The 23,301-nt window shown below is 67.5% G+C and carries 24 protein-coding genes; 4 read left to right on the forward strand and 20 right to left on the reverse strand.

The genetic code is table 11. The annotated features are described in order from the left end of the window. The first annotated feature begins 693 nt into the window (after positions 1 to 693). Positions 694 to 1,806: an RICIN domain-containing protein gene (locus tag TX83_RS18330; protein WP_064749426.1), complete on the forward strand. Its 1,113-nt coding sequence runs from the start codon at positions 694 to 696 to the stop codon at positions 1,804 to 1,806. 136 nt (positions 1,807 to 1,942) lie between these two features. On the opposite strand, the gene TX83_RS18335 is transcribed toward TX83_RS18330, so the two are convergent. Next, positions 1,943 to 2,410 carry a DUF1348 family protein gene (locus tag TX83_RS18335; RefSeq protein ID WP_064749427.1) on the reverse strand — a complete coding sequence of 156 codons (468 nt, stop codon included), beginning with the start codon at positions 2,408 to 2,410 and terminating at the stop codon, positions 1,943 to 1,945. 111 nt (positions 2,411 to 2,521) lie between these two features. Between TX83_RS18335 and TX83_RS18340 the strand changes: the two genes are divergently transcribed. The 3 genes from TX83_RS18340 (at position 2,522) to TX83_RS18350 (ending at position 5,062) form a co-directional block, all read left to right on the forward strand. Then, positions 2,522 to 3,106 (forward strand): TetR/AcrR family transcriptional regulator, encoded by a 585-nt coding sequence (locus TX83_RS18340; protein ID WP_064749428.1) that lies wholly within the window; start codon positions 2,522 to 2,524, stop codon positions 3,104 to 3,106. A gap of 88 nt (positions 3,107 to 3,194) precedes the next feature. Next, positions 3,195 to 4,355 carry an NAD(P)/FAD-dependent oxidoreductase gene (locus TX83_RS18345; RefSeq protein WP_064749429.1) on the forward strand — a complete coding sequence of 387 codons (1,161 nt, stop codon included), beginning with the start codon at positions 3,195 to 3,197 and terminating at the stop codon, positions 4,353 to 4,355. A 29-nt stretch (positions 4,356 to 4,384) separates the two neighbouring features. Next, a complete protein-coding gene (locus TX83_RS18350) occupies positions 4,385 to 5,062 on the forward strand; it encodes a hypothetical protein (RefSeq protein WP_141233566.1) in 678 nt (225 codons plus the stop codon). Between the two features lie 347 nt (positions 5,063 to 5,409). Here TX83_RS18350 and TX83_RS18355 read toward each other — a convergent pair whose 3' ends face one another. The 19 genes from TX83_RS18355 to TX83_RS18440 all read right to left on the reverse strand — a co-directional run bounded on the left by TX83_RS18355 (position 5,410) and on the right by TX83_RS18440 (position 23,253). Continuing rightward, positions 5,410 to 6,207 (reverse strand): amidohydrolase, encoded by a 798-nt coding sequence (locus tag TX83_RS18355; protein WP_064749431.1) that lies wholly within the window; start codon positions 6,205 to 6,207, stop codon positions 5,410 to 5,412. Between the two features lie 313 nt (positions 6,208 to 6,520). Beyond that, entirely contained in the window at positions 6,521 to 8,200 is a 1,680-nt protein-coding gene (locus TX83_RS18360; protein WP_064749432.1) for a type IV secretory system conjugative DNA transfer family protein, read from the reverse strand. 39 nt (positions 8,201 to 8,239) lie between these two features. Then, positions 8,240 to 8,518: a hypothetical protein gene (locus TX83_RS18365; RefSeq protein ID WP_064749433.1), complete on the reverse strand. Its 279-nt coding sequence runs from the start codon at positions 8,516 to 8,518 to the stop codon at positions 8,240 to 8,242. Positions 8,519 to 8,560: 42 nt separating this feature from the next. Further along, complete coding sequence (locus TX83_RS18370) at positions 8,561 to 9,106, reverse strand: XVIPCD domain-containing protein (protein ID WP_064749434.1); 546 nt, start codon at positions 9,104 to 9,106, stop codon at positions 8,561 to 8,563. 418 nt (positions 9,107 to 9,524) lie between these two features. Beyond that, positions 9,525 to 10,658 carry an XVIPCD domain-containing protein gene (locus tag TX83_RS18375; RefSeq protein ID WP_079248307.1) on the reverse strand — a complete coding sequence of 378 codons (1,134 nt, stop codon included), beginning with the start codon at positions 10,656 to 10,658 and terminating at the stop codon, positions 9,525 to 9,527. A gap of 32 nt (positions 10,659 to 10,690) precedes the next feature. Further along, positions 10,691 to 11,158, reverse strand: coding sequence for a hypothetical protein (locus TX83_RS18380; RefSeq protein WP_064749436.1), 468 nt, complete (start codon positions 11,156 to 11,158; stop codon positions 10,691 to 10,693). Between the two features lie 126 nt (positions 11,159 to 11,284). Then, entirely contained in the window at positions 11,285 to 11,968 is a 684-nt protein-coding gene (locus TX83_RS18385) for a hypothetical protein (protein WP_095179438.1), read from the reverse strand. 198 nt (positions 11,969 to 12,166) lie between these two features. Continuing rightward, a complete protein-coding gene (locus tag TX83_RS18390; RefSeq protein WP_064749438.1) occupies positions 12,167 to 13,489 on the reverse strand; it encodes an XVIPCD domain-containing protein in 1,323 nt (440 codons plus the stop codon). A gap of 56 nt (positions 13,490 to 13,545) precedes the next feature. Beyond that, entirely contained in the window at positions 13,546 to 14,208 is a 663-nt protein-coding gene (locus TX83_RS18395) for a hypothetical protein (protein ID WP_064749439.1), read from the reverse strand. 219 nt (positions 14,209 to 14,427) lie between these two features. Next, positions 14,428 to 15,660, reverse strand: a complete 1,233-nt coding sequence (locus tag TX83_RS18400) for a peptidoglycan-binding protein (RefSeq protein WP_064749440.1) — start codon at positions 15,658 to 15,660, stop codon at positions 14,428 to 14,430. A 122-nt stretch (positions 15,661 to 15,782) separates the two neighbouring features. Continuing rightward, positions 15,783 to 16,559, reverse strand: coding sequence for an FG-GAP repeat protein (locus TX83_RS18405; protein ID WP_186442646.1), 777 nt, complete (start codon positions 16,557 to 16,559; stop codon positions 15,783 to 15,785). Between the two features lie 262 nt (positions 16,560 to 16,821). Continuing rightward, positions 16,822 to 18,207 carry a peptidoglycan-binding domain-containing protein gene (locus TX83_RS18410; RefSeq protein ID WP_079248308.1) on the reverse strand — a complete coding sequence of 462 codons (1,386 nt, stop codon included), beginning with the start codon at positions 18,205 to 18,207 and terminating at the stop codon, positions 16,822 to 16,824. Positions 18,208 to 18,251: 44 nt separating this feature from the next. Then, positions 18,252 to 18,794 (reverse strand): lysozyme inhibitor LprI family protein, encoded by a 543-nt coding sequence (locus TX83_RS23985; RefSeq protein WP_261370190.1) that lies wholly within the window; start codon positions 18,792 to 18,794, stop codon positions 18,252 to 18,254. A gap of 249 nt (positions 18,795 to 19,043) precedes the next feature. Then, positions 19,044 to 19,196, reverse strand: coding sequence for a hypothetical protein (locus tag TX83_RS23470; protein WP_186442647.1), 153 nt, complete (start codon positions 19,194 to 19,196; stop codon positions 19,044 to 19,046). 139 nt (positions 19,197 to 19,335) lie between these two features. Beyond that, on the reverse strand, positions 19,336 to 19,824 hold the full coding sequence (locus TX83_RS18420; RefSeq protein ID WP_075575256.1) for a DUF4189 domain-containing protein: 489 nt from the start codon (positions 19,822 to 19,824) through the stop codon (positions 19,336 to 19,338). Positions 19,825 to 20,051: 227 nt separating this feature from the next. Beyond that, on the reverse strand, positions 20,052 to 20,555 hold the full coding sequence (locus tag TX83_RS18425) for a DUF4189 domain-containing protein (protein WP_075575257.1): 504 nt from the start codon (positions 20,553 to 20,555) through the stop codon (positions 20,052 to 20,054). A gap of 102 nt (positions 20,556 to 20,657) precedes the next feature. Continuing rightward, a complete protein-coding gene (locus tag TX83_RS23475; protein ID WP_075575249.1) occupies positions 20,658 to 20,957 on the reverse strand; it encodes a DUF4189 domain-containing protein in 300 nt (99 codons plus the stop codon). A 258-nt stretch (positions 20,958 to 21,215) separates the two neighbouring features. Further along, on the reverse strand, positions 21,216 to 22,382 hold the full coding sequence (locus TX83_RS18435; RefSeq protein ID WP_079248312.1) for a type IV secretion system protein: 1,167 nt from the start codon (positions 22,380 to 22,382) through the stop codon (positions 21,216 to 21,218). 100 nt (positions 22,383 to 22,482) lie between these two features. Continuing rightward, positions 22,483 to 23,253: a DUF4141 domain-containing protein gene (locus TX83_RS18440; protein ID WP_064749444.1), complete on the reverse strand. Its 771-nt coding sequence runs from the start codon at positions 23,251 to 23,253 to the stop codon at positions 22,483 to 22,485. Positions 23,254 to 23,301: the final 48 nt, after the last annotated feature.

Below are 23,301 nucleotides of genomic sequence, written 5' to 3' on the forward strand. Positions count from 1 at the left end.
GCGGCCATGCCGCGCGCCCGAGCGGCCCGCGTCCGGGCGGCCCGCGCGGTGGCGGGCGTCCCGGCGGCGGACGCGGCCCGCGCGGCTGAGTCGTACCGGCCGACATCACTTCACGGGGCGCTACGGCGCCCCGTGTCGTTTCCGTGCCTGCGCTTTTCTCGACCGAGCGCGGCGTGAGCCCGTGCTTGCAGGAGCGGGCGTAAGCCGCGACCGAAGCCCGATTCGCCAACGTCGCCGACCGGCGCCTGGCGGGGCGCGGACGGCTTCGATAGCCAGGCCGATCCGTGGCTGCGAAGGCGACCCGGCACTCATCGCCTTTGCCGACGCCGGCGACCGGAGCCTGACAAGCCGCAGGCGGCTGCGGTAGCGCGGGACGATCCGCGGCTTCGGAATCGTGCGCGGTATTTCGCCGCTTCGGTTGGTCGCGGCTTGCGTCGCGCCCGCCTGAGTGTGCCAGTGCGCACTTGTCCATGCGGCATTGCGGCAAATCGCTGCCGTAAAACTTTCATGCGCGCCCTTCGCCGCTACGCAAGCCGCACCGTTGCTGGCCGCGCGATTTTCATGACGGCCCATGCATTGACGCCCGACGGATCGTCCTGCGCGTAATCGGCGCGCGTCGCCGCGGCCGGCAGCAACGATGCCGCCGCGGACCGCGTTCTCGCACCCCGCCCCGCACCGATCGGAGGACTGTTCATGCGCATCGCGAAATGGCTGTTGCTGTTGTTCTGCCTGGGCCTGCATTCGACCGCCGGCGCAGTCGTCGCCGGCGGCATGGTCGCGATCGACCGCAAGTGGCCGGCCACTGCGTCGGGCTACAGCGATCGCGACATCTATCTCGCCGTCACCCAGGAGCCGGGCAACAGCGGCTACACCTACTGGGCGCATCAGTTCTATTTCAAGAACGGCGACGGCGGCTACATCGGCCTGCAGCAACGCGCCGGCAGCGAGAAGGCGTTGAACTTCTCGATCTGGAAGGCCACCGGCTGGACCGCCGAACCCGACGCCCAGTGCGGTTACTTCGACCACGAAGGCAGCGGCGTGCAATGCTGGATTCCCTACGCCTGGGCCCAGGGACGCAAATACAAGCTGCGCCTGGTCAATGAGTCGCAGGCGCGTTGGGCGGCCTACGTCACCGACATGCGCAGCGGCGCCAGCCGCAAGGTCGCGACCATCCAGGTCCCGACCGCCTGGGGCGGGCTCAATGAAACCACGGTCGAGTTCCTCGAGAATTACGCCCAGGGCAGCGACCAGTACGCCAGTTGCGCGCAGGTGCCGGCGACCAGTGCGGTGTTCTTCCGCCCGGCCTCGGTCAACGGCAGCGTCGCGCCGCTCAGCAGCACGGCGAAGAACTACGGCAACTGCGCGACGATCGCACGCTCGGCCTGCACCGACCAGCAAGATTGCATCGCCGCCGACAACAAGTACGGCACGCTCGGCTCGCCCAAGGTTCTGCTCAATACCTACAGCGGCTATTGCCTGGATACGCTCGCCGGCGGCAGCCGCGCCGGCTTGTGGAGCTGCGCCAGCAACAACGCCAATCAGCTGATCGAGCGCGACGACGGCTTCCGCCTGTTGATGCGCAACCGCACGCAATGCCTGCAGGTCGCCGGCAACGGCGAGGTCGCCCTGGCGGCCTGCGACAACAGCTCGGCCCAGCGCTGGATGCCGATGCCGGGCAGCGACGGGCTGTACAACGTCGGCAGCGACACCTGCCTGGACCCGCTCGACAATGCGGCCCAGGGCGCGTACTTGCGCGTCTACAGCTGCCTGAGCAACGGCTACCAACGCTGGAAGCTGAATCCCTGAGCCCACGGCGCCGCAGCGCGATCACGCCGCTGCCGGGCCGATTCCCACCGCCGCCGCGATGCATCGCGGCGGCGGCGGCGCCATGTGACGCGCGCCTGGGCGACCGCCGGCGGGTCGCCCTACCCGGTCCGCGCGCTTACAGCCCCAATTCGCTGAGCCCGGGATGTTCGTCCGGTCGACGGCCTTGCGGCCAATGGAACAAGCGATCCGCGGCCGCGATCGGACGATCGTTGATGCTGGCCACCCGTACCGCCATCAGGCCGTCGTCGCCGAACTCCCAATTCTCGTTGCCGTAGCTGCGGTACCACTGCCCGGCGTCGTCGCGCCATTCGTACGCGAAGCGAACGGCGATGCGATGGCCCTCGAAGGCCCAAAGCTCCTTGATCAGGCGATAGTCGAGCTCACGGTCCCACTTGCGGCGCAGGAAGGCCACGGCGGCCTCGCGCCCCTGCACGAACTCGGCGCGGTTGCGCCAGCGCGTGTCGACGCTGTAGGCCAGCGCGATCCGCTCGGGATCGCGCGAGTTCCAGGCGTCCTCGGCCAGGCGGACTTTTTCGATCGCGCTGTCGCGGCTGAACGGCGGCAAGGGGGGACGGGTGTTCACAGGCGGCTCCGACGTTGTGTAGACAGGATTGTCTACATTCAATCTAGGCCATGTAGACAGATTTGTCTACATGGCTGGCACAGGGTGGACCCATCGGTCTACCATGCCGCCATGACCCGCGATATCGCCCCCGAAACCGCCGCCCTGCCCGCGCGCGAGCGCATCCTGCGCACCGCGCACGATCTGTTCTATCTGGAGGGCATCCGCGCTACCGGCATCGACCGGGTGATCGCCGAGTCCGGCGTCACCAAAGTCACCCTGTACAGGCATTTCCCGAGCAAGAACGAGCTGATCCTGGCTTTCCTGAAGTACCGCCACGAACGCTGGATGACCTGGTTCGATGCCGCCCTGCTGCGCCACGGCGCGCAGCACGCCGGCGCGCAGGCGCTGGTGCCGGCCTTGGCCGAATGGTTCGCTCATCCGCACTATCGCGGCTGCGCTTTCATCAATGCGGTGGCCGAAATCGGGCCGGCGCTGCCCGAAGCGGTGGTTTGCGCGCGCCGGCACAAGCAGGAGCTGGCCGAGCGCATCGCCGCGCTGCTGCCGGCGGACGCGCCGCAACGCGAGCTGCGCGCGCGCGCGCTCGCCCAGGCGGTCGACGGCGCGATCGTGCGCGCGGCCAGCGAGACCGATCCCGGCCCGGCCCTGGAAGCGCTCGCGTTCTCAGTCCGAACGCTTAGCCCGTCACAGCCCTGAGCGACCGGGTCCGCGACTTCACACAGACGCCATCGAGTCTTCGCCGACCCGGTCCAGACTGATCCCGCACTCCCCCTGCGAGACGGTCATGAATCACGATTCCCGTTCTTACGACTGCGATCTGGTCGTCGTCGGCGCCAGCTTCGCCGGCGCCGCCTGCGCCCTCGCCGCCGCGCGCGCAGGCCTGCGCGTGGTCGTGCTCGAACGCAAGCGCGACCCGGGCGAGAAACTGCGCACCACCGGCATCGTGGTCAAGGAAGCCGCGGAACAGACCTGGCTCAGCCGCGCCCCGGCGGGCTGCCTGCACCGGGTCGAGCGCGTGCGGTTGTATTCGCCCAAGCTGCGCAGCATGGCGCTGAGCGCGCCGGGCTACTACTTCCTCACCACCGACACGCCACGGCTGATGCGCTGGCTGGCCCAGGACCTGGTGCGTCATGGCGTGGATCTGCGCCTGGGCGCCTCGTTCACCCAGGCCGAGCGCGACGGCGAAGGCTGGCGCGTCGAAGGCGTCGGCCGCGCGCGTTTCCTGGTCGGCGCCGACGGCGCCAAGTCGCGCGTCGCCGAGCGCACCGGCCTGGGCCGCACCCACGAGTTCCTGTACGGAATCGAGTACGAGTTCCCCGGCGCCAGCCTGCCCGAGTCCGGCGCCCTGCACTGCTTCGTCAGCAAACGCTACGCGCCCGGCTATATCGGCTGGGTCGCGCAGAACCCGACCGGCGTACAGGCCGGGCTGGCGCTGCGCCACGACGCCGAGCACGCGCGCGTGCCGGATATCGACGGCTTCCTGGAACGCGTGCGCGGCGTGGTCGGGCTCGACCCGGCGATCGCGCCGACCGCGACCCGCGCCGGCCTGATCCCCTGCGGCGGCCCGGTGTTTCCGCTGGCGCGCGACGGCGTGATGCTGACCGGCGACGCCGCCGGCATCGTCTCGCCGGTCACCGCCGGCGGCATCCACTCGGCCTGGGCGCACGGCGAAACCCTGGGCCAGGCCATCGCCCTGCACGCGCTCGGCCAGGGGCCGGCGCCGGAGACCATCGCCCGCGACGCCGCGCCGCGCTTCCGGCGCAAGCGCGCGCTGCGCTGGGCTTTCGATCACTTCCAGTTCGACTGGCCGTTCGACCTGTTGCTGCACTCCCCCCCGTTGCGCTGGGCCGCCGAGCAGGTGTATTTCCACAAGCGCGGCGTACGCGGCGCGGATGCGCCGGACAGCGCCGGCGAGCTGGACCGCAGTTGGCCGCGCGGCGGCTGAGCACCGGCGCAAATCAGAGGAGGCGGTGGATGAAACGATGGCTGGCGGGAGGAGCGGTACCGGCATGGGCGTTGGCGGGCGCGATGCTCGCCGGATCGGGCCTGGCCGCTCCGGCGCAAGCGCAGTCGGGGCGAATCGGATCGGAGCCGTCCGTATCGCAGCAGTCCGCGGCGAAGCAGCCCTCGCCCAGGCAATCCGGACCGGAGCCGTCGGCGACCGGGCCGGCCGCCACCCCGCCCGCTGCGCTGCAAGCGACGCCCGACGCGCGCCGGCGCGACGTGCTGTTGAGCGAAGGCGCCCGGCGCCAGGCGCTGCGTATCGCCAAGACCGCATCGTTGCAGGGGCCGATCCAAGGCGTGCGCATGCTCGCCGATTCCGGGCCCGCCGCCGCGCGCTACCTGTTGCTGGAACTCGACTCGGCCAGCCGCGAAGACGGCGGCGCCGGCTACTGCGGCGCCGGCGTCGAGACCGACCTGATCTGGCTGGCCCTGGACGCGGCCTGGGCGGTGCGCAAACACGACGCCTACCGCATCGCCTCCTGCCTGGAACCGCTGGAACCGCTGGCGCGCGACGATCGCGACGACGGCTCCGTACGGGTCACCCTGCTGCGCTACGGCCGCGACGGCGCACCGGACCGCGAAGTCAGCGTGCGCTATGACGCCGCCGAACCGGACCAAGGCCTGCAGGTGCACGATCGGGTGCGCTGATTGCTCTTCCTCAGCAGCACGGCGAGCATGCGCGTCACGCGGTCGCCGTGGTTCGCGGCCCACGCCGCTCCTACGGGCGCAACGTCGCATCCCCCGAACGGCGCAAGCCGCCGCAGCAGCGCACAGAGCGAGCGTTAGCAACGCCAATCGTCGAAACCGCGGCTCTCCCTGGGTAGGAGCGGCGCAAGCCGCGACATCGAACCCGCGCCCGGCGACACCGCGATCTGAGCCCCTAGGGTCGCGACTTGCGCCGCTCCTGCCCCATAGCGACGCAGCCTCTGTAGGAGCGGCGCAAGCCGCGACAACCGGAGGGACGCGCGCAAACGCCACCTCCGGAGGCGGGCGTTTCAGGCCAGCTCGAACCGATCCCCGTCCAGCATCGCCGGGAAGCGTTCGCGGTGTGCGGCCAGTTCGGCGGCCTGCAGGGTCGTGGTGACCACGACTTCCTCGTCGGTGCATTCGCTGACCGGATGACCGAGGAAATCGATCACCGCGCTGTCGCCGGAATAATGCAGGCCGTTGCCGTCGTTGCCGACCCGGTTCAGGCCGACCACATAGCTCAGGTTCTCGATCGCCCGCGCGCGCAGCAGGGTCTTCCACGGATACGCCCGCGCCGACGGCCAGTTGGCGACGTACAGCAGCAGGTCGTAGTCCAGCGCGCCGGAGCGCTCGACGTCGTAGCGGTTGCGCGAAAACACCGGGAAGCGCAGGTCGTAACAAACCATCGGGCAGATCCGCCACCCCTTCCACTCCACGGTCAGGCGCTCGCGGCCGGCCGCATAGCGCTCGTGCTCCTTGGCGTAGCGGAACAGATGGCGCTTGTCGTAAGTCGACAACGCTCCGTCCGGAGTCGCGAACAGCAGGCGGTTGAACACGCCGCTCTCGGTGCGCAGCTGCACGCTGCCGGTCACCGCCGCATCGAGCCGGGCCGCCTGCTCGCGGATCCAGGCCACGGTCGGCCCGTCCATGGTCTCGGCATCGCCGATCGCCTCGTTGCTGAAGCCGCTGGTGAAGGTCTCCGGCAATACGACCAGGTCGGTCAGGCCGCGCAGCGAGCCGATCAGATGACCGTAGTACTCGCGGTTGCCGGCCGGATCGTGCCAGCGGGTGGCGCCTTGCACCAGGGAAACGCGCAGATCGTTCATGCGGAAGCGAACGCTGTGGAGGATGGCCCCATTATGGCCCGGACGGACGCCGGATGGCGCGCCGGCCCGGCAGTCGCGGCACCGGCCGCGGCCAACCGAAACGGTGCCGCACCCGCCGCCGGCCGAAGCCAGGCGAACCGGAGGCTGGCAAAACCGGACGGTCCGCGGCAGCGGAGGCGGACGTGGTGCTTCGTCGCGTCGGTCGGTCGGTCGCGGCTCACGCCGCTCGTGCAAGAAACGGCTGCCGGCGCGCGAACGAAAACGCCGCCGGTTCCCCGGCGGCGTCCGATCGCGTCCGGCGATACCGGCCGGCTCAGCCGACCTTGATGTCGAGCACCGGCACGGTGACCTTGGGCAGCAGGCGCTGGGTGAACAGCTTGTCCTGGTAGTACTTGATCTTGTCGCACTTCACCGGATGCGGGATGCCTTCGTACAGGAACACCTCGGTGTCGAAGCCCATCGCCTTGAGCTCCTGCGGCAGCATCAGCGCGCGCCGCTCTTCCGACTCGCTGCGCGAGACTTCCTTGCCGCGGGTGATGTTCTCCTTGCGCACGGTGGTGTAGCCGAGCATTTCGGAGTAGTCGTTGGCGTCCTGCTGCTCGCGCGGCGCGTAGATGATCTGCAGCGCGTGGTTGGTGATGATGGTGCGCGAGACGTCCTTGCCGTAAGTCGCGTCCAGCTGCGACATGCTCTGGATGATCGGCAGCAGGCGGATGTTGTAGCCGGCCATGTACGACACCGCCGAGGCGATGATGTCGACCTTGCCGATCGAGGTGAACTCGTCCATCAGCAACAGGCACTGATGCTTGAGCTCGGGGTTGTTCTGCGGCAATTCGCGGGTGTTGAGGTTGATGATCTGGCTGAAGAACAGATTCACGATCAGCCGGCTTTCGGCCAGCTTGTTCGGCTGGATGCCGACGTAGATCGTCATCTTCTTCTTGCGCAGGTCGGTCAGCAGGAAGTCGTCGGTCGCGGTGGCCGCGTCCAGGACCGGGTTGATCCAGGGGTTCAGCGGCTCCTTGAACGTGCCCAGGATCGAGGCGAAGGTCTCGTCGGCCTGCGACAGCATGTTGGCGAACGCCGACTTGGCGTTGCTGCTCAGGAACGGCCGCTCGGAGAGGCCCTTCAGGAACGGCTTGAGCTCGCTCTTGCCGTCGCCCGAGGACAAGCGGTAGACCGCGCCCAGGGTCGGCGCGGTCGCGAACGGGAAACCGACCTTCTGCGCGTCGTCGTAAGCCTCGAACAGGTACAGGGTGAAGGCCATGAAGGCGTTGCGCGCCTGGCTGACCCAGAACTTCTGATCGTCCGAACCGTCCGGATACAGCATCGCGGCGATGCTCATCAGGTCGGAAACACGGAACGCCGGATCGTTGGACACGTAGGTCAGCGGGTTCCAGCGGTGGGTGCGGCGGTCTTCGGCGAAGGGGTTGAACAGGAAGATCTCCTGCCCCTGCTGCGAACGCCAGCCGCTGGTCAGGTCGAAGTTTTCCTGCTTGATGTCCAGCACCACCATCGAACCCTGATAGTTCAGCAGGTTCGGGATGACGATGCCCACGCCCTTGCCGGAGCGGGTCGGCGCGGCCAGGATCACGAACTGCTGGCCGCTGAGCTGGACCAGTTGGCCGTTGAACTTGCCGACCACGATGCTGGTCGGGCTGGACTTGAACATGCCCTTGGCCGACAGGTCGCCGGCCTTGGCGAAGCGCGCGTCGCCGTGCATCGACTTCTTCTGCGGCTTCAGCATCAGCGCGACCAGCACCAGGTAGCCGATCAGCGGCGCGCCGTAGCCGATGAAGCCGCCGGCCTTGATCTTGCCCGCGTAAGGCTTGTACTGCGGCAGGTCGAGGACCTTGAGGTAATCGAGATAGGTGCTCCACTTGAGCGCCGCGGTATCGATCTTCATCAACATCAGCGTCACGTATCCCGACAGATACGTCCCCGCGGCCAGTACGAGTACCAGAATCGCCAGGGCGAAAATAAGCTTCCCTTTCACGTAATGTTTCCTGCTTGGAATCCCCGAACCCGCTGTCGGTCAGCGTCGCCTCCGGCCGGGCCGCGTGGTGGACGGGGCCGGCGGGCGCGATGCGGCCATGATATCCGGCGCGGGGGCTCCGCTGGAGGCCAGTTCGCGCTCCCATTGCTCCAGCCACAGCCGGGCGTCGCTGAGGGTCAGTTCCTGACGCAATTTGAGCCCGGACGAGGACAGCACCGCATAGGCGTAGATGTCGTCCTCTTCGTAGTCGGCGTCGCGGGTCAGGGCCACGATCTGATAGTGGCCGCGGGTCTGGATATGGTGTCGGTACTCGTTCATTCGGCCTCCTGGCCGGCGCGCCCTGCGGCGCGCCGGGCGCGGTCAGTCGCGGTCCTTGAACAGACTGCGCATCAGCGAGGGCTCGCGGCGCTCCTCGCGGTTTTCGTTGTGGCGATCGTCGCGGGGTTCGTCGCGGCCGGGCCGGCGCTCCTGATCGCGCTGCAGCTCCTGCAATTGGCGCTCGCGCTCCAACTGCGCGAACAACTGGGTGGTGCGCTCCATCGACTGCGCCGCCGCCTGGGCGGTATCGACGTGCGCGATCCTCCGGCCGGGCGCGTCCGGCTCGCCCTCGACGGCGAAGCTGCGCGCGCCGTCGCGGCTGAGCGCGACGTGGTCGACGCTGCGCAAGCCGCCGGCGCGCGCCTCCAGGGCCAACGCCGCGGCCAGATTGTCGCGCTGCTCGGTCGGGTAACTGCGCAGCGCGTCCTGCTTGTCCAGGCAGACCCGAACCCGGGCGTAGAAGTCGTGATGCGGATGACTGGGGCTGCTGAGCAGATTGCGCTGCTCGGCGCGGCGCAGGTCGTCCAGCGTTTGCGTGCCTGCGCCTTCCGGCACGGCCAGGCGCGGTTCCTGAGCGTTTGCGTTCATCGCCGAACCTCCGGTTCGTTGCGCCCGCGATCGCCGCCGATCGGAGCCGATTTCGACTGCAGCCGTCCCGCAGGCCGATGCTCGCGCAAGCGCTGCGGGGGTTCAAGCCGCCCGCGCCGCGCGACGGCCGGAGCCGACGCGCGGCGGAACGTGGCAGCGACAGGCCCGACCTCCCTAGCGGTCGGACCTGCCCTGCCGCCTCCGCCCTCCGTGGCGGAGTCGACCTCCCTGTCGCGGGCATCGCCTCCCTGTCCGACGCATTCCCTTGCGCCTGCGATGCCCATCCCGCGTCGGCCGCAGGTCCGCCCTCCACCGGGATCACGGACCTGCCGCCGAAACGAGCCGTTCGGATCGCGGCGCAGCCCGCCGCGATCCGTGTCCTGCGCCGGCGTCCCGCCTCGCGGGCGCCGGCCTCACCTCATGCGATCACCATCCGCGGCCCGGTTTGCTGGCGCGCGTCCAGGGTCTGCTGCGGCTCGGCCAGGGTCTGGGCCTGCGCCGGCGCGTCCTGCTGCAGGCGCTGGCTGGACTGTTCGACGCTCTGCGCCACGGCCTGGCCGCGGTCGGCGAACACGCGGTGATGGGCCGGGTCCTGCAGGCCGCCCTGGACCGCGAACAGGCCGCTGCCGTTGAGATTGGGCACCACGTGGTCGATCCGGTTCATGCCGGCCACGCGCGCCTCGTAGGTCAGCGTGCCGGCGGCGCGCTCGAGTTCTTCGCGGCTGCGCAGGCCGGCCTGCGGGCCGAGCCGTTCCAGGCCTTCGACCGCCTGGCGGTACATGGCGTAGTTCGGATGCGCCGGATTCGACAGCAGCGGCGCAGCGTCGGCGCGACCGAGCTGGGCCAGGGTGTTGCGCCCGGCGATGCCGTCGGCCTCGAGCCCGTGCGCGCGCTGGAACGCCAGCAAGGCCTGGCGCGTGCGATCGCCGAACTCGCCGTCGGCCTGCAGCGGACGGCCCTGCTCGTCGCGGTACCCCAGACGGTTGAGGTTTTCCTGCAACGCAAGCACCTGCTCGCCGCGTTCGCCGCGACGCAATACGCCTTCGTCGCGCTGCGCGCTGCGCGCGCGGTCGTGGGCATGATCGTGATCGTGGCCGTGATCGCGCGCGCCGACGCTCTGGCGCCGGTTCCAGAAATCTTCGGGGTTGATGTTGCGTCCCTGCGCGTCCTTCATCTGGTAATGCACGTGCTGGGCGTACTGGTCGGCGCCGCGCGGCCCGCGTCCGCCCATGGTGCCGATCTCGGTGCCGGGTTCGACGTGCTGCCCGACCACCACCGACTGGCGATCGGTGTGCAGCAGCTGATGCAGATTGCCCTCGCCGTCGCGGATGCCGATGGTGCCGAAGCGGCCGCCGACGAATTCCACCGTGCCGGCGACCGGCGAATGAATGCGCGGGTGGGTCAGGTTCACCCCGCTCTGGCCGCCGACATAATTGAAGTCTGAGCCGCCGTGCGGGCCGCCCTCGCGGTGCTCGCCGTAGTGCCCGGTGATGTGCGGCGAACGGCCCTGCTGCGGGGGCAGGATCGTGTTCATGGCATCTTGGTAAGACATGGAAGTCCTCGAAGCGGGTTCGTTGGCGCCGGTCACAGCGAGTCGTCGCGCATGCGGTACAAGGTCCAGCAGTCGCCCTTACGGAAGAAATACGACAGCTGGTAGTCGGTGTCGGGCTTGGCCAGCATCACTTCCTTGTCGCCGTTCAACTCGCTCTGGCTCAGCGCCAGCCCGTCCTGCTTCTGCCGGGCGGAGCTCGGCATCAACGGAAACTTCAACTTTTCGCCGTCGAGCAGCGCCGTCACGGGCCTGGGCTCCGGGTCGGCATTGGCATCCAGGGTTTCGCTCTGCAGCGGACGCTTGGTGAAGGCCTTCTGCACCGCGGGGTCGTCCATGAACGCGACCAGGAAGGCATCGAAATCCTGCGAAGGACAGACGATGCCGCCGACGCCCTTGGCGAGGGCCGGCTTGTCCGCCGCGGCCTGGCTCTTGGACGCGACCTCGCAGCCGCCCAGGGCGAACAGCGCGGCCAGCAACAACAGGGACGGGATGCGTTTCATCACTCGGGTTCTCCAAAGTACTGCGGACGATCGCGGCGGAGCTTCGGACTCCGCCGCCTGCGGCGACGAGCTTACCGGCCGCCGACGACCGGCTCGCGGCACCGCTTCACGCTTGCCGATGTGCGATCACGGTTGCAGATCGCCGTTCACCCGCAGCCGGAACGGTTGCGGGCGGTCGCGGCCTTCGCCGAGCGCGTACTGCCCGCTCACCGTGAGGCCGGCATCGCGCCAGGCGAAACCGGCCGGGTCCTCCCCGACCCAGGCCGATACCGCCCCGCTCGCACCGGGCACGCTCAGCGGCGCCTGCGCCAGGGTCGCGCCGCTGCGCGCATCCAGCTTCAACGCATGCAGCACGGTCTGCGACAGGCTCTGCTGCGCCTGGGTGTCCGATTGCAGCAGCACGTACAGCGCCCCGCCTTCGCCCACGCAGTGAGTGGCCCGGCTTTGGTGCATGTCCGCCGGCAAGTCCAGGCTGCGCACCCACACCGGCCGTCCCGAAGTTTCGGCGAGGTAGACCACCGGCCGCGGGTTCATGCCGTCTTCGTCGGTGGCCGCGCCGACCACGCACTGCCGGTTGCCGCCGATCGACTCGCTGGCATAGGACGAGAAACCCGCCGGAATCTCCGCCGCCGTAGGCGGCATCGCGACGGCCGGCTCGGTCCGCGCGGCGGCAGCGTCGGGGGACTGCGCTGCCTGGCTCGCTGCGGACACGGCGGCCGCGCGCTCGCCGGCGGGTTCCGCCGCGCAGGCCGTCAGCGCCCACCCCAGGGCAGCCAGCGCCAGCAGCGGAACCAGGGAATCGATCTTCATCGCCTTGCCATCCTCATTCAGACCCGTCTTCGGCACATCGTCGCGCTCACATCGATTCTGCGAGCCGGAATGGCGCGTCCGCCGTATCGGCGGCGAACGCGCCAGACCGGGCCGCACCGACCGCTCCCGCCTCCCCGCGTGAGCGACCGGTCACCCTTGGTCGTCCTTGACCGTCGTCCCTGACTCAACAGCGGATGGTCAGACCATCACCGGCCGCTGCTGGCGCTCCTGCTGCTGTTGCTGCTGCTGAGCCTGCTGCGGCACGTCCTGCTGCAACTGCTGGCTGGTCTGCTGCACGGTCTGCGCGACCGCCTGGCCGCGATCGACGTGGACGCGATGGTGGGCCGGGTCGGCGACATCGCCCTGGACCGCGAACAGGCCGGTGCCGCTGGCGTTCGGCACCACGTGGTCGATCTTGTTCAGACCGCTGACGCGCGCTTCGTAGGTCAAGGTGGCGGCGGCGCGCTCCATGTCTTCGCGATTGCGGAAGCCGCCGTTCGGGCCCAGGCGCTCCAGGCCTTCCACCGCCTGGCGGAACATCGGGTTGTCGCGGTTGGCCGGATCGGCCAGCGAACCGGTGCGCGCCGGCTCGGCCTGCGCCGGCTGCTGGCGCTCGGCCGGCTGCTGATCGCGCTGCGGCTGCGCGTTGCGCAGGGCATTGAGCGTGTCGCGCCCGGCGATGCCGTCGTCGGTGAGACCGTTGGCGCGCTGGAACGCCTTCAACGCCTCCTCGGTACGCCGGCCGAAGTGGCCGTCCGGATTGAGCTCGCCGCCGGCCGCATCGCGGTAGCCCAGACGCTTGAGCGTTTCCTGCATGTCCTGCACCGCCTGGCCGCGCTCGTTGAGCTTGAGCACGCCGTCGGCCATCGCATCGCGGCTGCCGCGACCCTGCGTCTCCGGCAGGTTCACCTGGCCGCGCGCCAGCCCCTGCATCACTTCCGGGGTCAGCATGCGCTCCCACTCGGCGACCGCGGCGCGGCGCTCGGGCAGATGGTTGCTGCCGCCGTTGATGTCGCGGGTCGCCGCGCGCACGTCGAACTGGTGGCCGTGCGGCACCACTCGGCTCTGCCAGTAGTGCACCGCGATGTTGGCGGCATTGGTGCGGTCGGCGGCGAGGTCCGGGTTGCGGGTCAGGTCCAAGCCGAGTTCGCGCGCGGCGCGCTCGTAGTTGTCGCGGCCGGTCAGCTGCACGTAGCCGCGGCCGTGGAAACGCCAGCCGTCGCCCGGCTCGGTGTTGCCGAGGTTGTCGCGGCCCCAGCGGCCGCCGTAGATCTGCTCGGCGATCTGCTCGCGGCCGCCGTTCACGGCGGCGCGCGCCTCGGCCAGGGTGTCCATGCCGTTGCGGCCCGGGAACACTTCCAGCAGGCGTTCGGCGCTGTAGCCCAGGCCTTCGTGCATGCTGCGGAAGCGGCCCGACTCGACCTGCATCTGGCCCATGAACGCGGCCAGTTCGCGCGGATCGCGGATGCCGGCGTTATAGGCGTGTTGCAGCAGGAAATCGCGATTGCTCGGGTTCGACATGGTGTATTCCTCCTTGATGAAATCGTGGCGACGGCCGGACCTTCCCGGCCGTGTGATCAACTCTTGGCCGGCAGGCCGCTGCGATCGATGGCGTCGTCGCGGCCCCAGCTACGGGTGAACTTGAACAGCGCGTCGTCGATGTCGTCGACCACGCTGCCGGACTCGCAGGCCTGCACGCTGTCGGCCTTGGCCGCGCCGGCGGCGACGGTCATCAGGCCCTGCTCCTGCATTCCGGCTTCGCCGGAAATCGAATAGAAAATGCGCTTGCTGCCTGCGTCTTCGAACGAGTACGCGTAGCCGCCGCTGTTGCCGGCGAACCCCAGCTGAGTGCGCTTGAAGCGGCCCGCCGGCGCGCTGTTGTCGGCCGGGAAGCGGTACTCGGCGCGGCCGGCGCCCTGTGCGAAGTAGACGTAACCGGACTGCTCGTTGGCGCCCTTGGACGCGCAGATCGAAGCCAGCTGACCGCCGCCGAGCTTGCACGCGAACACGATGTCCTCGTTCGCCGCGCACAGCGAGCGCCCATCGCCGGCCGGCGCCGCAGCCGCCTCGGTGGCGGCGGGCGCGGCCGTCGCCGGCGCTGCGTCGGCCTCGCTCGCCGGCACGGTCGCGGCCGCGGCCGGCGCGGATGCCGCCGCGCTCTCGCCGCCCGGCGCAGTGGGCGAATTGCAGCCGGCCAGCACGGTCAACAACGCAAGGCCCAACAGGTTCGAAGCTTTCATGGCAGTTCCTTGATGATCGAGGTACGGAAAGACGCCGGGATCGGCGGGTTCGTTCGCAGGACGCAAGCGTCCCGGGGCGCGGTCACGGCGCCGGTTCGGATCGGGCGAAAGTCGGGGCGACGCACGGCGATGGCCGGCGCGCAGGCGGCGACGAAGCGGCCGGTTCGAACCAGGCGAGTCCGGGCACCCCGATCGCGATGCGAACGAGGCGCCGTCGGCTCAGACCGTATGGCTCTTCGGCTTCTGCTCCGGCGCCTGCGCCGCGAATTGCGACGCATCCTGCCCGGACTGGAAGGTCGATTGCTCGATCGGCTGCTGCGCCGCGTGGGCCTTGTCGACGTGCACGCGCTGATGACCGGGGTCGGTCAAGGCGCCCTGCACGGCGAACAAGCCGCCGCCATTGGCGGTCGGCACCACGTGATCGATGCGGCTCAGTCCGCTGACCTTGGCCTCGTAGGTCAAGGTCGCGGCTGCGCGCTCGAGTTCGGCGTGGCTCTTGAAGGCTTGCGGGCCCAGCTTCTCCAACCCGTCCACCGCGTTCTTGAACATGGCGTGGTCGGGATGGGCGGCATTCGACAGCAAGGGCGCGCGTTCGGCCTGCTTCAGCGCTTCCAGGGTCTTGGGACCGGCGATGCCGTCGTCCTTCAGGCCGTGGGCGCGCTGGAAAGCCTGCAACGCTTCCTTGGTTCGCTCGCCGAAATCGCCGTCGGCGCGCAGCGCATGGCCGCGCGCGTCGTGATAACCGAGCTGGTTGAGCGACTCCTGCAGGCCGCGCACGGCCGGGCCGCGTTCGTCCTGCTTGAGCAGCCCGTCGGCCAGCGCATTGCGCGCAGCGGCCGGTTCGCGGGCAGGCGCCCGCGTGTCGGCCTGTCCGATGGACACGCCGTGCTTCTTGATGTCTTCGATGATGCCGGGAAGCTTGCGTTCCCAGGCTTCGGCGTAGTTCTGGCAGTCCTTGGCCGCTTTCACGGTCCAGGCCTTGGCCGGGGTGACGCCGTTGACGGTGCGACGCGCGTTGTACAGATCGTGCGAGTCTTCGTCGATGTAGCGGTCCAGACGCTTGCCGGTGAACAGACCGTCGCGCATGCCCACCACCAGGATCTTGGCGGCCAGCTCGGGGTCTTTGGCGAGATCAGGATGCTTGACCAGCTGCCCGTTGAGGCCCAGCAGCTTGTCGAAAGTCTTGTAGTTGTAGTCGTGGGTCAGGTGCACATACCCGCGACCATAGAATTCTTCCCCGCCGCTGTAGCCCAGCTTGCGCGCCTGCGACCGGCCGAAATCTTCTTCCGGGGCGCTGAAATTGCGGGTTTCGTGCTGCGCCGTCGCCAGCATGTAGGCGATCTGGCGCGTATCGGTGACGCCGTTTTCGAGCGCGGTCTTGACGATGAGGTTGACCGACGAATTGCGGTCTATCCCAAAGCCCTCCGTGCTCCGGCCGTGGCCGTTGCTCATGGTGCTATCTCCTGTACGTGCATGTCATTGGAATTTGTTGTATCGCCGAGTCCATCGAGGGACCCGTGCGTTGCATGTACCAGCGTTGTGTGTGGCTGAAGATCAGCCGTGCCCTGTTCGCATCAGGGCTGGTGAAGCACCTCCTTCATCTCGCCGTCGACGAGCTTCTCGGTTCTCACCTTAACCCGATCCTGGCCTTCGGTCGAGTCTTCAGTGACACGTTCGACCAGCTTCGGCCGCCCACCTTCGATGGCGTATGTTTCGACGACGTGCAGGCAACAGCCATCGGTGGAGGTGGAAACAAGACGCCCGTCACGAACCAGGAACAGGCCATTGCTGCCGATGGTCAGATCGGAAAATTCCTGGTCGAACTCGAAGCTGTGCCGCGCCGGATCGTACAGATACACGTCGTAGGAAGCGGCGCCGTGCGCGCCCTCCTTGCCGGTCCACAGCAGCAGGTCGTCGTGGCCGTCGCCGTCGACATCGGCCAGCACCAGCGACGTGCCTTGCGGGAAGCGCTCATCGAGCGGACCGCGGTACAAGGTCTTGGCGCTGTCCAGATACAAGGCGTCCGGCTTGAGGCTCTGGCGCAGACTGCCGTCGCGCCGGCTCAGGCTCAATTCGACGCCTCGGTTGCACAGGCTCAGGGTATCGCTCTGCTCGATGCAGGCGGGCGCGGTAAGGCTCAGGCTCAGGTCGCCGGCCTCGACTTGCAGGGCGCCGGAGGCGTTGAGCTGGGCGGAAACAGAGATCGGCATGGACACTCCTGTGCTCGCCTGGCCGCTCCCCGCCGGCGACGCCGCAGCGGCGGGTGCGGGCGCAGGCGTGCCGCGGTCGGGCGCTTTGCACGCCACCAGGCCGCAGATCACGAACAGACAGACGGACTGAAATCGTTTCATCGCATGGTGACCGGTCTTGGGGCAAGTGTACGTCATGCGTGCGGCGCGAGCCGTCGATCGCCAATCGACGCAAAACAACCGGACCCGGCCGCCAGGCGCCAGCCCGGCAGCGGTCCGCCTGCGAGCGAAAATACGGCGCCGGAACGGACAGGCTGTCCGATTCCGACACTCCTCGCCAGTGTACGAACGGCCTCGCGAACGTCACCGCCCGTGCCGCGACGCGGCCCGGGCGTACGCGAGCCCCCTGCCCGGCCCGGACCGCTCAGGGCATCGCCGGACGCGGCGCCTGCCGCTCGGGCGCGGCCGACACCGGCTGCATCTGCGCGGCATCCTGCTGCAACTGCTGGCTGGTCTGCTGCACCGATTGGGTCGCGGCCTGGGCCTTATCGACGTGGGCACGCAGATGGGCCGGATCGTTCAAGGCGCCCTGCACCGCGAACACGCCGCTGCCGCTGGCATTGGGCACGACATGGTCGATCCGGCTCAGGCCGCCGGCCTTGGCCTCATAAGCCATCGCCGCCGCCGCGCGCTCGCGGTCCTCGCGATGGGGGTAGCCGGCCTGCGGGCCGAGTTTCTCCAGGCCGTCGAAGGCCTGCTTGTACAACGCATGGTTCGGATGCGCCGGATCCGACAAGAGCGGCCCCTGCGGGCTCGCGTCGTTCCGGCGCTGCGCCGGCGCCGCGTTCTTGATCGCGTTCAAGGTATCGCGGCCGGCCTTGCCGTCGTCGTCCAGACCATGCGCGCGTTGAAAAGCCTCGACGGCCTCCTTGGTGTGCTTGCCGAAATGCCCATCGGCGGACAAGGGATGGCCCTGCGCGTCGCGGAACCCCAGGCGGTTGAGGTTGTCCTGCAACTCGCGCACCGCCGGCCCGCGCTCGTCGAGCTTGAGCACGCCGTCGGCCATCGCATCGCGGCTCGGCGCGGGACGCGGCGCGGCATCGTGCGAGCGGTTGCCCGGCGCCAGCGATACCGGCGGCACCTCGATGCCGTTGTTCTTCAGCAACGCTTCCTGGTTGGCCAGCTGCACCAGCGAGTCTTTCTCGTTGTTGGCGCGCTTGAGCAGCCCGGGCCACCAGTCCGGCGAGCTTTTGAACAAGGTGTTGTTGTGGGCGATCTTGTAGTCCTGCACCGCCTCGACGATCTGCTTGTCGCTCAGTTCCGACAGCTTGTAGTCCTTGCCGTACGCCTCCTTCATCCCCTTGTCGAAGATGTCGGGGGTCAGGCCGCGGAACTGCACCGAGGTGCTCCACAAGGCATCGTGCACCGCGCGGCCGCGATCGGACAGATCGATGCCGCGCGCCTTCAGCGCCTCGTTCTGCTTGTCGAAATGCGAGCGGCCGATGAAGTCGTGCTGATCCTTGCCGAAGCCCGGATCGGACGCGGCCAATTGCTTCCATTTGGCGTTGAACTCGGGCGTCGCCGGGGTCAGCCCCTTGAACTGGTCGCCGTAGCGCGACTGTTCCAGGTACTCCTGCACCGTGCCCTTCTTGCTCGACAACTGGTACTCGCCGTAAGACACGCCGCCGGCGTCGCCGACGCCGGTGGAAATCGTCCCGGCGCCCTTGCCCGAGGACTCGTAACCCGACGAGGTCTGGCCGATATGCCAGCTGTTGATGGCGCGCTTGGCCTTCTCGATATCGTCTGCCATTGCATTCACTCCTGTGATCGTTGCTGGGTTTCCCTACCGACGGATCAGCGCTGGCGCGCGATCATCGCTTCCAGTTCGACCGCGCGCTCGGCGGTCATCTTCAATGCGCAACTGTTGGCCTCGATGCGCTGGGCCTGACCTTCGGTCTCGGCATCCCAGGCGCAGGCCTTGTCCTTCTCGGCGATCCACTTGCGCTGCGCGTCGCGCAGGACGGACATGTCCGCCGTCGGCAGCAGCGCCTGCAGGCGCTTGTAGGCGGCGTTGAGGCGGCCGTCCTGATACTCGAACTCCTGCTCGATGCAGGCCTGGATCTCGAAGGTGACGCCGTTGGTGGCTTCGGCGCACTTGCTGTAGGACTCGCGGAACATGCTGGCTTCCTTGTCGGTGGAATTTTCCTTGGGGGCGGCCTCAGGCGCCGGCGCTTGCGCAACGGCCTCAGGCACGGCAGGCGTCGGCACGGCCTCCGGCTGCGTCGCCGGCGCGGCAACCGGCGCAGGCGTCGCGGCCTCGTTGGCCGGGGCCTGGGCTTGGCAGGCGGCAGTCAATGCCAGCAATGCGGCCAAGCCGCAGCGATGAATGGCGTTCATGCGGATTACGTCTCTCCCTGACCCGTCGGGTGCGCGCGGATTCGCGCCATCGGAGCCCAGTCCCAGGCCGTGCGGCATCGTAGCAGAGGCGATCCGAGTATCAGCGCAAATTCGGGGCGCGAAGCTGAACGCGCCTCCATCCCTAGCCTCAACCGCGTCGCTCCCGCCCTCCACATGCCCACCGCGCGGCAAGATCGGCGTCCGCGCTCGAGTTCGAACGGCGCCCACGATCGACCTGACCTCCGCCGCTCAGCGCTGCCACTCGGGGCGAACGCATTCGGAGTAGCAGATCTTGCAGTCCATCGTAGAACGGCCGCACTCGCATGAGGCGACGGCCGAAGCCTCGTCCGCATCGATCGCGCTCGCCGCAATGTAGAAATCGGCGCCCCAGGCCAGTTTCATCCGGCCACCGTCGATCAGCGAGGCCTGTCTGCAGTTCCGCGCCGCTCAGGCCGATTAGCGCGCAGCGGAATAGTCGAGCGTTATCGCTCCGAAGAAACATTGAGTCAGGCGTGCAAATTCGAACACACCTAACACTGGGTTATTGCACCCGAACCGGCAAGCTGCAATCCGTATGCAGCACGCGGCATCCCGAGTCCTTCTGATTGCACCGCCCCATCGCGAGCTCGGTCGCGCGTTCGATGGAGGCCGCGGTCTGGACGATGTAGTTCCTGTCGCCGGTGACCATTACCGCGCATTGATCGAAGTAGCTGGCGTCGAGTACGCACTGCTTGCCGCCGCGCTCGCGACAACGTTCCAGCGCGATGCGCTCCGCCTCGCGTCTGGAACTGGCCCCGGAGACCGCCCCCAAGGCCGCATTCGGTCCGTCGGCCGCAATCGCGCCCCAGGAACTCTTCCATACCGGTCGGGGCGAAGCCGGCCGCCCCTCGGGGGCCGGCATATTGTGGCGCCAACCGGGCCCATCGGGCGGCACGCAGTTAGGCGACGGAGGGATGCCGGCAGGACATTGTGCGGCCGCCTTCCCCACGAGAGCCAACAGAATCGAGCAAGTCGCCAGAAACCCCTTCATCTCAAAGTCCTTTTCGCCGCAAAAAGCCGCCACCTCGCGCGCGGAATGCTCAATCGCAGCCCCCCCCAAAGTGTCGAACCACAATGTGTCGAGTAGCCGATCCTAGCGTCTCGCGGCGCCACGGAGGGAATTCATCGCATAAAAAAAATGGCGCCATAAAGGCGCCATTTAGTGTGATTCAGCGATTGGGAACGACGATACCGCAATAGCGATACTCATGGTTGCGGTCAGTCGACGCGTACCGGTAGCGAGCAATTGGAGTAGTAAACGCGGCACTCCGTATCGCGGGCGCTGCACTTCTCGATCCCAAGCTCCGAGGCCCGTTCGATCGAGATCGCGGTCTGCGTCAGATACCGCGACTTGCCGGTCACCAACACCGCGCATTGGTCGTAGTAGGAGACATCCAGCACGCACTGCTTGCCGCCTTGTTCGCGGCAACGCTTCAACGCGACTTTCTCGGCCTGGCCCTTGGAGTCTTCACCAGAGGCCGCGCCCAGGGCGGCACTGACGCCATCCGCCGCGATCGCCCCCCATGTCCGCTTCCATCGGGGACGTGGAACGACGCTTTCTTGCGACGACGCAGGCGCGCCATGGCGCCAACCCGGCGCATTGGGCGGAACGCACTGCGGATTCCCCGCCGATGGGACGCCAGCCGGGCATTGGGCAGCGACGTCCCATGCATGAGCGGTCAGAGCAAGTCCGATCACCCAGAGTGCGTGCTTAATGCTCATATCATTGCCGGCGGCCGTGAAACTAGGCATCGTCTTAGATAAGAACGACAAAATCAAACAAGAACGGCGCCCGAGGGCGCCGTTCTTGGAAATACACGAACCCTACTGCGCGGGAACTGCGTAGGCGCAGTCCGAGTACAAGACCTTGCAATTATTCGACGATTCAGCGCACCGATCCATCGCGAGTTCGGATGCCAAGGGGACGGTTGCCGCATGGGCAGCGGCATAGAAGCCATCATCGCCCCACGCCACCACGCCGCATTGGTTGGTATAGGTAAGACTGATTTTGCAACCGCCGCCGCCCTTAGAACTGCAATAAGCGAGCGCTTCCTTCTCCGCCGCACGCTTGGTAACAGCCGCCGAGGCGGCGCCGACCGCATTATTGCTGGTGTCGATGGCCACCGCGCCCCACCGAGAAGACCACTTTGGACGCGGAGACGGAGCCGGCTGCGAAGGATTTTGCGCCGGCATGTTGTGCCGCCAGCCTGGGCCGTCGGGAGGGATGCATCCGGGCGTATTCGGAATGCCAGCGGGGCATTGAGCATAAACAGCTCCACTCATGCCCAACAGCAACAAAGCCAACGCAGCAACTCGCATCACAGCCTCCTATGGCTATCCACGCTCGAATCTTTTAGACCTAGCGTGGATAGCACTCAACGACTATTCACGCGGCCCTGTCTTAACTGCATCTTGGTGAACAGGAGTATTACCTCTACCCGTTACCATCTGGGGCGTAGCTGAGTTTCTCCCACCGCCGGCATCTACACCTTGAGTCACGTTAGGTTGCGGCTGATACCCACCACCCTCATACCCACGGCTGTAGCTCTGGCTCGGCGGAATCCCGCCGCCCGGCGAGGCCGATTGCTGAGCGCCCGCCGCGAAGTTGTTGTAGCTGCTGAACTGACCCAACACGCCTTGGAAGAACATTGCGGCCATCGGCGGTGCGCTGATGATCAGGATCGACAGGATCAGGCCCAGACCGCCCTGCTGCAGGGCCTGACTGGACATGCCGTCGGTCACGTTCAAACCGATCAGCTTGCCGGCCAGGGCCGAGCCCCAGAACGCGAGTGCGACCTTGGTCACCATCTTCAGCGAGATCGAAATCATCGCGCTGAGCACCGCCATCGAGAACATCGTTCCGATGCCATAGTACAGCCACTTGCTGAACAGCTGCTTTGTCTGGTCGAACAGCAAACACAGGATGAATATTGGCCCGAAGCCGATGAACAAGGCCATGGCGATCTCGTACAGCAGGAGCGAGATGCCGGCCGTCACCGCGGGGCCGCCGGCGCCGACGCCGACGAACCACATCGCCCGGGTCTTCTGGTCGTCGAGGACCTTGTCGTCCATCACGTCGAGCATGTCGATGCTCGACCAGGCGACCTGCATCCAGCCCAGGCTCTCGTCGATCGCGTCCTCCGGCTTGGTGTTGTCGCCGGTGACCACCCAGTGGATTTCCTGCTTGACGTCTTCGCTCAGGAATTTCTGCACCGGGGTGCCGAACATGGCCATGGTCGTGGCCGCACCGACGATCAGGGTGGCGCGCAGCGAGTTGGTCACCAGGGCCATCATCGAGTCGCGCGACTGGCCGGTAGCGATGCGGTAGCCCTGGATCAAGATCCACAGGGTCAGCAAGGTGAGGGCAATGCCGCCGGCCCACTCCATCGCGTTGCCCATCATCTCGACGCCGAACTTGTTGATCTCCTTGCGGAGGTACTTGAGGATCAATCGGAAAAAGATGAAGTCCCCGATCGAATCGACGCGCGGCGCCAGCCAGCCCATCAGGCTGCCCTGCAAACCGCTGAAAATTTCGAATGCCTTGTTCATGCCGCCACATCCCCTAGGGTCGATTACCCCGGTCTAGTGCATCCATAACGCCGTGCCGGAAGGTCCCGGCACGTTCCATGCCCCATGGCTTGCGCCGTTATCAGTTCAACGCCTTGTCGAGCGCGACGCCTTTGAACACCGAGCCCAGGATGTCGTTGCGGCCCTTCATCGCCGTCTTGACCAGCTCGCGCTGCTCGTCTTCCATCTGCAGCACGTAGTTGTCGTACGCCTGCATCTGACCCTGATAGATCTGGAAGCTGGCGCTCATGCTGTTGGCCAGGCGGGTGGAGTCGTTGGCGACGGTTTCCAGGTTGCCCTGCTTGTTGTTCTGCTTGCGCTGCGATTCCAGATCCTTGATCTGCTTTTCGATCTGCGGCAGGGTCTGGGTGGCGAAGCGCACCGTGTAGTTGTACTTGTCGACCTTGGCGGTGACGATGTTGGCGCAGATCTGCTTCTGCTGCTCGGCCAGGTCGCCGTTCGGGTTGAGCTTGAAGACGCTGGCCAGCGAACCGAGCAGGCCGCCGCCGCCGGTCGAGCAGCGGTCGGTGATGCGCTTGTTGCGCTCGCTGTTGCTGATCTCGGCCCAGGGCTGCTGGGTCGGCATGCCGATGCTCTGCAGCATGCTGGAGATCTGAATGACCTGCTGCTGGAAGTGCTGAACCTGCTGCTGCAGCTTGGTGTATTCCTTGATGTGCTGGCCGTAGCGCTCGGCGAAACCCTTGATCTGGGTAACGATGTTCTGGATGGTGTGGCCCGGGTCGGTCACCACCCACTGCGCGTTGGCGCTGCCGATACCGAGGACGCAGCCTGCCGCCAGGACCGCAACGGCCAGGTTCTTCTTCATCGCCTGCTTGGCATTCATGGTCTTCATCTTCCTTTTCTCCTGATCTCGTAGTCGCGCTTGACGTTGCGGTTCAAG

The sequence above is a fragment of the Lysobacter antibioticus HS124 genome, assembly GCF_000336385.2.
GTDB classification, from domain to species: Bacteria; Pseudomonadota; Gammaproteobacteria; order Xanthomonadales; family Xanthomonadaceae; genus Lysobacter; species Lysobacter firmicutimachus.